The sequence below is a fragment of the Ruegeria sp. HKCCE4148 genome, assembly GCF_017872495.1.
Lineage (GTDB): Bacteria > Pseudomonadota > Alphaproteobacteria > Rhodobacterales > Rhodobacteraceae > Ruegeria.
The window spans coordinates 399,154-410,710 of record NZ_JAEDOS010000002.1; the positions used below are offsets into that span (position 1 = coordinate 399,154).

Sequence of the window (11,557 nt, forward strand, 5' to 3'; positions counted from 1 at the left end):
CTTCATGCTAGTACAGGCCATCCTGAAGTCTAAGGCGACCGATGGTGTCGTGACCGTGGCGTCGACAGCGACTGTCTCAGAGGCCTCGAAGATTCTTGCGGAGAAGCGTATCGGTACAGTCGTGGTTTCCGACGATGGTGGCGAAACCGCTGCAGGTATATTGTCGGAACGTGACATCGTTCGAGAATTGGCGGCCAGCGGCAGTGGCTGTCTGAACCAGCCAGTAAAGTCTTACATGACGCAGGACCTTGTGACAGCGACGCGTCAGACCACAGTTGAGGACATCATGTCACAAATGACGGAAGGGCGTTTCCGCCATATGCCGGTTGTTGAAGATGGCAAACTTGTTGGCATCGTAACGTTGGGCGATGTGGTGAAGGCCCAGCTTTCCGAATTGGCCATGGAAAAAGACGCTTTGGAAAGCATGATAATGGGCCACTAGCGGCCAGAGCTGCCAAAGCAATCACTTGCACCTGCAGCAAAGTTGTGTTTGCTTGCGCAGAAATTTTGTTGCGCAGGAGGGCGTGATGCGGGTTGGATTGTATCCTGGAACCTTTGATCCCATCACAATGGGCCACATCGATATCATTCGTCGGGCGGCAGCTTTGGTCGACAAGCTGGTCATTGGTGTTGCCATCAACCGGGATAAAGGACCTTTGTTCTCGTTAGAAGAGCGCGTGGCCATGATTGAAGCCGAATGTTCCCAGCTTTCTGAACAGACCGGGACCGAGATTGTCGCGCATCCGTTTGAAAACCTGCTGATCGATTGCGCGCGGGATGTCGGGGCGCAGATCATTGTGCGTGGCTTGCGCGCTGTTGCCGACTTTGAGTACGAATTTCAGATGGTTGGAATGAACCGTGCATTGGACGATTCAATCGAGACCGTCTTTTTGATGGCAGAAGCGCGCCATCAGGCAATTGCCTCGAAACTGGTCAAGGAAATCGCCCGATTGAATGGGGACGTGTCGAAGTTCGTCACGCCCCGCGTCAACGCCGCGCTGAAAGAACGGTTAGGCTAGGGCGCCCATTGCGGCGGCTGTGTCCAACATCCGGTTCGAGAAGCCCCATTCATTGTCATACCAGGCCAGTACGCGAACAAGTGTGCCATCGGTGACTTTGGTTTCGGCCAGCGACACGGTCGAGCTGTGCGGGTCGTGATTGAAGTCAACGGAAACCAGCGGCCGGTTTTCAGCAGCCAATACGCCGGGGATTTTTGCTGCGGCATCGATGAACAGCTGATTTACCTCTTCTTCGGTGGTTGGGCGGGATACTTCAGCCACCAAGTCAACGACTGAAACGTTCGGGGTAGGGACGCGGATTGCCTGACCCGTCAGTTTGCCTTGCAGTTGCGGCAGCACCAAGCCAACGGCGGCAGCCGCGCCGGTTGTGGTGGGGATCATCGACAACGCCGCGGCGCGTGACAGGTAAGGGTCTTTTCCAACTAAGTCATGTACGGGCTGGCTGGCCGTATAGGCGTGGACAGTCGTCATATTACCATGCTTGATGCCAAGCCCCGCATCCAGGGCAGCAGCGACCGGCGAAAGGCAGTTGGTGGTGCAGGATGCGTTCGACACGACCAGGTCTTCGGCGGTCAGTTCGTGATCATTTACACCAAACACGACGGTCTTGATGTTGCCATCACCGCGGGCCGGGGCCGAGATCAGAACCTTTTTCGAGCCGTTTTTGAAGTGACGCTCAGCGGCCTCTCGCGTACGGAACACACCGGTGCATTCCAGAACGACATCAATATCCGACCAAGGTAGGTCTTCGGGGTTGCGTTCGCTGGTCAGGCGGATCGGCCCACGACCAACGTCCAAACCTGCGTCGCTGAGTGTAACCGGGTTGGCGTAGCGACCATGCACGCTGTCGAACTCAAACAGATGTGCGTTCATGTCAGGTTTGCCCAGATCGTTGATCGCCACGATTTCAACGTCTGTGCGACCGCTTTCCATCACTGCGCGCAGAACCCCGCGCCCAATCCGTCCAAATCCGTTGATGGCAAGTTTCAGGGTCATGGTCTGCTCCGTCGGAAAACCTATATCAGATTAGTTAGCGCTAACAACTCCAGATCAACGAAAGAGTCAAGAGAAACCTCGATCAGCGCCAGAAGGCGAGCCAGTCCAAAAATTCGTAGAGCTTCTTGGCAAGGAACAGCAGGTGGTCGCCGCCGTACAGGGTCATATCCAGCATTGCGCCCCCAAGCAGTAGGATGCCGAGCCAGATGGCGATAAGATTGGTCATGGCCGTTCCGAACAAAAATGCCCGCCCAGATAACCTGAGCGGGCATTAAGGTACAAGCGAAGTCCGAATGGTCAGTTAAGACGCCCCATCGCTACGGCCACGTCGGCCATACGGACTGAGAAGCCCCATTCGTTGTCATACCAGGCCAGAACACGGACCAGGCGATTGTCTACAACGCGGGTCTGATCCGGTGCGAAGATAGAGCTTTCTTCGGTGTGGTTGAAATCTGTTGAGACCAGCGGTGCGGGCTCAAAACCTAGTACGCGCTGCATTGGGCCTTTGGCAGCTTCTTCGACGATAGCGTTGACTTCCTCGACGGTTACATCGCGCGCGGCACGGAAGGTCAGGTCTACAGCAGAGACATTCGGAGTGGGGACGCGGATCGCGGACCCGTCCAGACGGCCTTTGAGGTTCGGCAGAACTTCGCCCAACGCCTTGGCGGCTCCGGTCGACGTCGGGATCATCGACATAGCTGCGGCACGGGCGCGGTACAGGTCGCTGTGGCGACGGTCCAGTGTCGGCTGGTCGCCGGTATAGGCGTGGATGGTGGTCATAATGCCGTTTTCAATACCGACGCCTTCGTCAAGTACCTTGGCCAACGGGGCCAGGCAGTTGGTGGTGCAAGAGCCGTTCGATACCATGTTGTCATTGGCGGTCAGCGTATTGTGGTTCACGCCGAAGACGATGGTCTTGTCGACATTCTTGCCCGGAGCGGACAGCAGAACCTTTCCGGCACCGCGCTCAAGGTGGGTTTTCGCCTTTGTGCCGTCGTTGAACTTGCCTGTGCATTCCAGAACGACGTCGCAGCCTTCCCAGTCCAGCTCGTTCATGTCGTAGGTCGAGAACATCTGCATCGGGCCGCGACCCAGATCCATCGTGTTTCCGTCAATGGAGACTTCGCGCGGGAAACGCCCGTGAACACTGTCGTATTTCAAAAGGTGCGCCGAGGTTTCCAATGGGCCGGTGGCGTTGACTTTGATCACTTCGATGTCGTTACGCCCCGAAGCGGCGATGTGCGACAGGGTGCAGCGGCCAATGCGGCCAAAACCATTGATACCGACCTTGATGGTCATATGACGTCTCCAGATGCGCTTGCTTTGTGGGCCATATAGCGGCGAAATGGGAATCTCAAAAGGGCAAAAACGGCATATTTTTAAGGTGTTAGCGCAAACCTGCGCCGATTGCGCTAACGCTTGCGCTAGCTGAGAGATCAGGTAGGGTCCCGATGCGGCAGATGGCAGGAAAGGACACGCGATGAGCGGACTGTTGGCCCTTTTGGACGATGTGGCGGGAATTGCCAAAGTGGCGGCGGCTTCGGTCGACGACGTGGTTGCGGCGGCAGGTAAGGCCGGGGCCAAGACTGCCGGGGTGATCATCGACGACGCGGCGGTCACGCCCAAATATGTTCAGGGGTTTGCGCCTGCGCGAGAGTTGCCGATCATCTGGCGCATTGCGCGCGGGTCGATTTTCAACAAGATCATATTGCTGCTGCCGGTGGCGCTGCTACTGGCCAACTTCGCGCCGTGGCTGATCACACCATTACTCATGATTGGAGGGTCTTACCTTTGTTTTGAAGGGGCCGAAAAGATATTCCACGTCTTGTTCCCGCACGGCAGCCACGCCATTGAACAGGACATGGATGTCCGTGACCCCGGTCACCTCGAGGAACAAAAGGTCAAAGGCGCGATCAAGACGGACTTTATCTTGTCGGCCGAGATCATGACGATTGCTTTGGCGGCGATCGAAGCGCCGAACCTGTGGATGCAGGCGGCGACTCTGGCCGTTGTTGGGATCGGGGTGACGGTGGCTGTTTATGGTTCTGTTGCGCTGATCGTAAAAATGGATGATGTCGGGCTTTATCTGGCGCAAAACGCACCGACCCCGATTGGTCGTGGTCTTGGCCGTGGGTTGGTCAAAGCGATGCCCGGCGTGATGAAAACCCTGTCCATTGTTGGGACAGCAGCGATGCTGTGGGTCGGCGGGTCGATTGTGATCCACGGGATGGAGGTGTTGGGCTTCGGATGGTTGGGCCATCACATCCACGATTGGGCCTACGCCATTGGTCATTCGGTTTCCGATCAATGGGTTGGCGCAGTTGAGTGGATGTCCAAGGCCACGATGGATGGCGTATTTGGTTTGGCTTGGGGATTGGTTTTGATCCCGGTGGCGACCAAAGTGATTGGGCCTTTGCTTTCGAAGAAGTCACAAACACATTGAAACCCAAATGAAAAGGGCGGCCTAAGCCGCCCTTTGCTTGATCAGATGCGTCTGTTTTACAGGCCCAGCAGTTCTTTGACTTTGGCTACGGTTGCTTCGGCGGTGATGCCGAAATGCTTGTAAAGCTCTCCTGCCGGGGCTGAAGCACCAAAGCTTGACATGCCGATGAACCCGGCTTTGGCCTCGCGACCACGCTCACCCAGAAGCCAGCGATCCCAGCCTCCGGCGCGAACGGCGGCTTCGATGCCGACGCGAACCGCACCGGCAGGCAGAACGCGTTTGCGGTAGGCTTCGTCTTGTTCAGCGAACAGTTCCATACAGGGCATCGAGACAACACGGGTTCCGATGCCCTCGGCTTCGAGCATCGCTTTGGCTTCCATCGCCAGGGACACTTCGGACCCGGTCGCGATCAGGATGGCCTGACGTTTGCCTTCGGCTTCAGCCAAGACATAAGCACCTTGCGCAACGAGGTTCTTGGTTTTGTGCTGGGTCCGCACGGTCGGCACACCCTGACGGGTCAGAGACAGGACCGACGGGCTGTCCTTGAAGGTCAGCGCCAGCTCCCACGCTTCGGCAGTTTCAACCGTGTCAGCGGGGCGGAACACATAGGTGTTCGGCGTTGCACGTGAGATGGCCAGATGTTCAACCGGCTGGTGGGTCGGGCCGTCTTCGCCCAGGCCGATTGAGTCATGGGTCATCACGAAGACAGATGGGATTTTCATCAGGGCCGCCAAACGCATGGACGGGCGGGCATAGTCGGTGAAGGCCATGAATGTACCGCCATAGGGGCGGATGCCACCATGCAGCGCCATGCCGTTCATCGCAGCGGCCATGCCGTGTTCGCGAATACCGTAGTGGATATAGCGTCCTTTGCGGTTTTCCGGCAGGAACACACCCATATCGGCCGATTTGGTGTTGTTCGAGCCGGTCAGGTCAGCCGAGCCGCCAACGGTTTCGGTCATGATCGGGTTCACGACGTTCAGTACTTTTTCTGACGAGGCGCGGGTAGCCAGCTTTGGTTGATCTTCCGAAACTTGCTTTTTGAAAGAACGAATGGCGCCAGCCAGCTTTTTAGGGGCTTCAAACGCGTAGGCACGGTTGAACTCGGCCTGCTTGCGTTCAGAAAGTTGCGCGAAACGCTCTTCCCAGGCCGCTCGTTCGGCAGCACCACGTGCGCCAATGGCTTCCCACGCGGATTTAACATTGGCCGGGATTTCAAATGCGTCATGCGGCCAGCCATAGCCTTCCTTGGCGGCTTTCAACTGATCCTGATCGGTCAGAGCACCATGGCCTTTTGATGTATCCTGTGCTGCGTGACCCAAGGCGATGTGGCTTTCGCATGCGATCATGGTCGGCTTGCTGGACTTCTTCGCGTCCACAATCGCTGCGTCGATCGCATTTGGATCGTGGCCGTCAATCTCGATTACATGCCAGCCTGAGGCCGCAAAACGGCGCACCTGATCAGTGCGGTCGGCAATATCGACGGTACCGTCGATGGTGATGTTGTTGTTGTCCCAAAAGACGATTAGTTTGCTCAGTTCGTGGCGACCGGCCAGCGTGATCGCCTCTTGGCTGACGCCTTCCATCAGACAGCCGTCGCCAGCAATCACATAGGTATAGTGATCGACGACCTTCTTGCCGTACTGCGCGCGCTGAATCTCTTCGGCCATGGCAAAGCCCACGGCGTTCGAAATGCCCTGACCCAGCGGGCCGGTTGTTGTTTCAACACCTTCAATCAAAAAGTTTTCCGGGTGACCGGCGGTTTTTGCCCCCAATTGGCGGAAGTTTTTGATCTCGTTGAGGGTCACGTCAGCGTGGCCGGTGAGGTACAGCAGCGAGTAAACAAGCATCGAGCCGTGTCCGGCGGACAGGATGAACCGGTCGCGGTCCGGCCAGCTTGGGTTTGAAGCGTCGAATTTCAGGTGCTTTTCGAACAGTACGGTCGCAACATCGGCCATGCCCATGGGCATACCGGAATGGCCGGAATTGGCGGCGGCGACGGCATCAAGGGTCAGAGTGCGGATGGCCGCAGCTTTGTCCCAGTGTTCGGGGTTGGCTTTGCGCAGCGCAGTCAGGTCCACGGGCGTTGTTCCTTTGGGTTTGAAGCAGATTGCGGGCTCAATACCACTCAGTACCCAAAGTGCAAGCGGAACCGGGTGAATCGGGCCGCACTGCATGAAGAGCGGAGCTCAAGTGTTTGAAAGCAAACAGTGGGTATTTTCTGTCGCATTCCGCTAGACTGTCTGCAGGCGGGATTCGGTTTTGATTCGGATCGCATCGAAACAGAATGAACCTTGATAAAGAGGTGACAGGGGCATGAGCCAGATAGAAGACTTACAGCACCGCATAATTGCCGCGATGGACCGTATTAGCGTGGGGGTCGAGGCATTGGGCGCTGAATCTCGGGGCACCGGGCCGGATGACGGACTTCAGACTGCGCTGGAAGATGAACGCATTGCCAACGCGCAACTTCAGGAACGGCTGAAATCTCTGAAACAGCAGCACGAAGAGCAAATGGATGGCTTACGCGCTGATCTGGAAGAGCTGCGTGCGGCACCGTCTGACGGTTCGGAAATCGACGCACTGCGCGCAGAGTTGGAAGAAGCCCGCGCCAAGATCGCCTCGGTCGAGGCTGCGCGCGCCGAGCTGGCCGAAGCCAAGGCGGCACTGGACAACAGCACCGAGTTGGACGCATTGAAAGCCGAAAACGAAGAAATGCGGGCAGAGCTTGATGGAAAGGAAGATCCCGAGCCACTGAAAGCCGAGTTGGAAGAGCTGCGTGGCATGTTGGATCAGGCTAAAGCAGTGGAGGCTGAAAACAGCCGCCTCAAGGCCGAGTTAGAAGACACGGAACGTGTCGGTGACCTGAGCGCCGAGTTGGAAATGCTGCGTGCTGAACGCGCAAGCCATGGTGCCGCAATGTCTCGTTTGGACGACGATCTTCAACGTATGCGAAAGGCAAATGAACAATTGCGCCATGCCGTTGACGAGTTGCGCGCGGCCGCAACTGAGGGCCTGACGGATGCAGAGCTTCTCAACAAGGCCACGGTCGCCGAACTTGAAGCCACGCGAGCAGCGCAAGCCTCGGACGCGGCCGAGGCGCAGGCCGTTCTTGCGCGTCTTGAGCCGCTGCTGTCGCAGGCGAAACTTGTAGAAGGTGAGGTAGAATAATGCCCGAAGTGACCATAAATATCGGCGGTCGCGGCTTTGACGTCTCGTGCAGGGACGGTGAGGAGCCCTTTCTGCATTCCGCAGCCAAAATGCTGGACGATGAAGCCCAGGTTTTGTCCGATCAGATCGGCAGGATGCCTGAATCCCGCATGCTTTTGATGGCCGGGCTCATGCTTGCTGACAAGACTGCAGCAACGGAAGACAAGGTCAAATCGCTTGAGGCAAAGTTGGCCGAGGTCGAGGCCCAGCTTCAGAACCTCAGGAACGCTCCTCCGCCGGAACCAGAACGCGTCGAAGTGGCAGTTGTTCCGCCATCTGTCACCGATACACTGGCAGAGCTGGCCGCGCGGGCAGAAGCGCTTGCGGCCGTTGTCGAGGAGAAGAAAGCCTGATGACTGTGTTGCGAAACGCCTTGTTTGCGGCTGCACTGGCTGTGCCTGCGACTTCCGCTTTGGCAGAGATTGACATTCTGTCAGTCACATTCACTTGCGAAAACGGAATACCCTTGCCGGTGACCTATTTCAACGCGTCCGACGGTTCAGGCGCTGCGGCGACGATCGTGGACAATATTCTGGTTGCTATGCGCCAAGTGGAAAGCGGGTCAGGTATCCGCTATGAATCCAGCGGAGATCAAGGAACCTATATTCTGCGCTCAAAAGGCTGGAAGGCATCGATCAGCTATTTGGCGGCGGGCGCCGCCAATGAGCAGGCAATTTTTCAGGACTGTTCCAGCCGATAAGCAGGCTTACGCGTTTGCTTCACGAATTTTGTCGGCTGCATCTTTGTTGTAGCCGACACCGTTTTCGTCAAACAGAGTGTCCAGCTCACCCGACAGGGTCATTTCGGTGATGATGTCGCAACCGCCGACAAATTCGCCTTTGACGTAAAGCTGAGGTACGGTCGGCCAGTCAGAGTAGTCCTTGATACCCTGACGAACTTCCTCGTCGGCCAAAACGTTCACGTCAGCGTAGTCAACGCCCATATAGTTCAGCACACCGGCCACGCGGGAGGAGAAGCCACACTGAGGCATCTCCTTGGTGCCTTTCATGTACAGCACCACATCATTGGCTTTGACGGTTTCGTCGATCTGGGTCTTCACATCGGTCATTTCGCGTTTCCTTCAAAGATCGCGTCTTTGGCTGTCGATTACTACTTGCCGCCACGCGTGTCGTCGTTTGTTTTCTTTACTAGATTTAGGTCAGTTGCTTCCATTCCCAATGGTGGTTTCTCATTAGGTTGGGGCGGTTGCCATCCACCCATTGATTTAAGCACATTCCTAAGAAATTTATTATTCCGGTACTTTGGTGGTCAGCGCCAGCGCGTGCAGTTCACCATCTGGGCCGTCCATTTTGCCTTTCAAGGCCGCGTAGACAGCGCGCTGCTGCTGTACGCGGTTCTTGCCGCGAAAGCTTTCGTCCACGACCATGGCGGACATGTGAACGCCATCGCTGCCGCCAACCTGAATTTCCGCGTTGGGAAAGCTCTCGCGCAGCAGGGTTTCAATTTCGTGGGCGCTCATCGGCATGTAGGTTTACTCCTAAAGGTCTTTATCAAGATGTAGAGCGGTGGGGCGGGGCGTGCAAGATGGCACGTGCGGACAAATCCGGTAAATCCTGCGCCTTTTTAGACGCGCAGGATTTCCGTATTTGGGACGAGAAGAAGCCTGTATTTTAAGCCACGGCCGCGGCAAAGCTGGTGCGGAAGGTCTCTGTAAGCTCGGCCAGCGGTGCCTCGGAACTGCCGACCTTCACGCAATCACCTGTAAATCGACCGACAGAGACCAGCGGTACACCGGCTTGGCCGGCTGCAATCATAAGTGCCTCTGCCTGGTCAAAGTTGCAGGCGATCAGATAACGCGCCTGATCTTCGCCAAACAGGAATTCGGTTGGGGCTTCGTCGAGATGGACACCAACGCCAGCCGCTTCGGCCAGTTCGAAGGCGGCCAATGCAAGACCGCCATCGCCAAGGTCGGTACAGGCTTTGATCATCTCGCGGTTGGCGCGAATGAAGTCACCGTTGCGCTTTTCAGCATCCAGATCAACACGCGGCGCATCACCGTCTTCACGGTTGAACACCTCGGCCAATAGTGCGGACTGGCCCAGATGGCCCTTGGTTTCACCGATGACCAGGGCGACGTGACCCTCACGGACTTCATTGCCGATAATCTCATCTGAATGGTTCAGCAGGCCAACCGCACCGATTGTTGGGGTGGGTAGGATCGCCTGACCATCGGTTTCATTGTAAAGCGACACATTGCCCGAAACGATCGGCATATCCAACGCGCCAACGGCGGCACCGATGCCTTGAATGGCACCGACGAACTGGCCCATGATTTCGGGCTTTTCGGGGTTTCCGAAGTTCAGGTTATCAGTGGTGGCCAGAGGTTTGGCACCAACAGCGGTCAAGTTGCGATAGGCTTCGGCAACAGCTTGTTTGCCGCCTTCAACCGGGTTTGCGCGTACATAGCGCGGTGTCACGTCTGAGGTAAAGGCAAGCACCTTGTCGGTGCCGTGGACACGCACCATGCCAGCGCCCAGACCCGGTGTGCGGGCGCTGTCCGCCATCACCATGGTGTCGTACTGTTCGTACACCCACTGCTTTCCAGCGTAGTTGGGCGAAGAGAGCAGGGCGCGCAGCCCATCGATCGGGTCGATCTGAGGCACATCGGCCAATTCTTCGGCAGCAGGCGTCGGCTCCCACGGACGGTCATATTCTGGCGCGGTGGAGGAGAGCTTGGACAAGACAAGGTCCGCCTTGACTTCGCCGTTATGCATGATCAGGAAGCGGTCTTCGGCGATGGTTTCACCGACGATGGCGAAGTCCAGATCCCATTTTTCGAAAACAGCGCGGGCCTCGGCCTCAAGTTCCGGCTTGAGAACCATCAACATACGTTCCTGAGATTCCGACAGCATCATCTCATAGGCTGTCATATTCTCTTCGCGCTGGGGTACGCTTTCCAGATCGAGGCGTACGCCCAGACCACCCTTGTCACCCATTTCCACGGCAGAACAGGTCAGACCCGCCGCGCCCATATCCTGGATCGAGATCACTGCTCCGGTCCGCATCAGTTCGAGCGTCGCTTCCATCAGGCGTTTTTCGGTGAAGGGGTCGCCAACCTGTACTGTCGGGCGCTTTTCTTCGATGGTGTCGTCGAATTCAGCAGAGGCCATCGTCGCGCCGCCAACGCCGTCTCGACCGGTTTTAGCGCCCAGATAGACGACGGGCATCCCGACGCCGGACGCGGCGGAGTAGAAAATCTTGTCGCTGTCGGCCAGACCAGCAGCAAATGCGTTCACCAGACAGTTGCCGTTATAGGCCGGATGGAATCGGACTTCGCCGCCGACGCATGGCACGCCAAAACAGTTGCCATAGCCGCCGATGCCTTCGACCACGCCATTCACCAGCTGACGGGTCTTGTGGTGGTCGGGTTCGCCGAATGACAACGCGTTCATCGATGCAATGGGGCGCGCGCCCATGGTGAAGACGTCGCGAAGAATGCCACCAACGCCCGTTGCCGCACCCTGATAGGGTTCGATGTATGACGGGTGGTTATGGCTTTCCATTTTGAAAACAACAGCCTGACCGTCGCCAATATCAACAACGCCTGCGTTTTCACCAGGTCCGCAAATCACCTGAGGCCCCGATGTAGGCAGGGTGCGCAGCCATTTCTTGGACGACTTGTACGAGCAATGCTCGTTCCACATCGCGGAAAAGATGCCCAGTTCGGTAAAGGTCGGTTCACGCCCGATGATCTCGAGGATCATGTCGTATTCCTCGGGCTTGAGCCCGTGTGCAGCAATCAGATCGGGTGTGATGGCGGGCTCTTGCATCTTCTGTCCTGTGTCCAAGTGGGCCGAGATTTCGCGCCTTGTAGGGCAAGCGCGCGCGTGTGGAAAGGGTCAAGACGGCGCAGGCTGCGTCTTTCAAA

General features: G+C 57.0%; 13 protein-coding genes. 6 read left to right on the plus strand and 7 right to left on the minus strand.

The annotated features are described in order from the left end of the window. Positions 1–4: 4 nt before the first annotated feature. Positions 5–442, plus strand: a complete 438-nt coding sequence (locus I9187_RS07120) for a CBS domain-containing protein (protein WP_171174266.1) — start codon at positions 5–7, stop codon at positions 440–442. Positions 443–527: 85 nt separating this feature from the next. After that, positions 528–1,019, plus strand: coding sequence for a pantetheine-phosphate adenylyltransferase (gene coaD, locus I9187_RS07125; RefSeq protein ID WP_171174264.1), 492 nt, complete (start codon positions 528–530; stop codon positions 1,017–1,019). Here the strand turns inward: coaD and gap (I9187_RS07130) are convergent. From gap (I9187_RS07130) to gap (I9187_RS07140), 3 genes are all read right to left on the minus strand, one after another. Next, positions 1,011–2,015, minus strand: coding sequence for a type I glyceraldehyde-3-phosphate dehydrogenase (gene gap, locus I9187_RS07130; protein ID WP_171174262.1), 1,005 nt, complete (start codon positions 2,013–2,015; stop codon positions 1,011–1,013). The genes coaD and gap (I9187_RS07130) overlap by 9 nt on opposite strands. Positions 2,016–2,097: 82 nt before the next feature. Beyond that, a complete protein-coding gene (locus tag I9187_RS07135; protein ID WP_171174254.1) occupies positions 2,098–2,241 on the minus strand; it encodes a hypothetical protein in 144 nt (47 codons plus the stop codon). Positions 2,242–2,312: 71 nt separating this feature from the next. Further along, positions 2,313–3,314, minus strand: coding sequence for a type I glyceraldehyde-3-phosphate dehydrogenase (gene gap, locus I9187_RS07140; protein ID WP_171174252.1), 1,002 nt, complete (start codon positions 3,312–3,314; stop codon positions 2,313–2,315). Between the two features lie 181 nt (positions 3,315–3,495). Between gap (I9187_RS07140) and I9187_RS07145 the strand changes: the two genes are divergently transcribed. Continuing rightward, positions 3,496–4,458 carry a DUF808 domain-containing protein gene (locus tag I9187_RS07145; protein ID WP_171174242.1) on the plus strand — a complete coding sequence of 321 codons (963 nt, stop codon included), beginning with the start codon at positions 3,496–3,498 and terminating at the stop codon, positions 4,456–4,458. Positions 4,459–4,514: 56 nt separating this feature from the next. On the opposite strand, the gene tkt is transcribed toward I9187_RS07145, so the two are convergent. Further along, positions 4,515–6,539, minus strand: coding sequence for a transketolase (gene tkt / locus I9187_RS07150; protein ID WP_171174240.1), 2,025 nt, complete (start codon positions 6,537–6,539; stop codon positions 4,515–4,517). 235 nt (positions 6,540–6,774) lie between these two features. Here tkt and I9187_RS07155 point away from each other — a divergent pair, with 235 nt between their 5' ends. From I9187_RS07155 to I9187_RS07165, 3 genes are read left to right on the plus strand one after another with little or no spacing between them, the layout of a single operon-like run. Next, positions 6,775–7,629, plus strand: a complete 855-nt coding sequence (locus tag I9187_RS07155; protein ID WP_171174238.1) for a hypothetical protein — start codon at positions 6,775–6,777, stop codon at positions 7,627–7,629. Beyond that, positions 7,629–8,021: a cell division protein ZapA gene (locus I9187_RS07160; protein WP_171174235.1), complete on the plus strand. Its 393-nt coding sequence runs from the start codon at positions 7,629–7,631 to the stop codon at positions 8,019–8,021. The genes I9187_RS07155 and I9187_RS07160 overlap by 1 nt, the downstream gene beginning before the upstream one ends. Then, positions 8,021–8,368, plus strand: a complete 348-nt coding sequence (locus I9187_RS07165) for an MliC family protein (RefSeq protein ID WP_171174233.1) — start codon at positions 8,021–8,023, stop codon at positions 8,366–8,368. The genes I9187_RS07160 and I9187_RS07165 overlap by 1 nt, the downstream gene beginning before the upstream one ends. A 6-nt stretch (positions 8,369–8,374) precedes the next feature. Here I9187_RS07165 and grxD read toward each other — a convergent pair whose 3' ends face one another. The 3 genes from grxD to purL form a co-directional block, all read right to left on the minus strand. After that, complete coding sequence (grxD, locus tag I9187_RS07170) at positions 8,375–8,737, minus strand: Grx4 family monothiol glutaredoxin (protein ID WP_171174231.1); 363 nt, start codon at positions 8,735–8,737, stop codon at positions 8,375–8,377. Between the two features lie 180 nt (positions 8,738–8,917). Continuing rightward, positions 8,918–9,154 carry a BolA/IbaG family iron-sulfur metabolism protein gene (locus I9187_RS07175; protein ID WP_039530494.1) on the minus strand — a complete coding sequence of 79 codons (237 nt, stop codon included), beginning with the start codon at positions 9,152–9,154 and terminating at the stop codon, positions 8,918–8,920. Between the two features lie 145 nt (positions 9,155–9,299). Beyond that, complete coding sequence (gene purL / locus I9187_RS07180; protein WP_171174229.1) at positions 9,300–11,459, minus strand: phosphoribosylformylglycinamidine synthase subunit PurL; 2,160 nt, start codon at positions 11,457–11,459, stop codon at positions 9,300–9,302. Positions 11,460–11,557 lie beyond the last annotated feature (98 nt).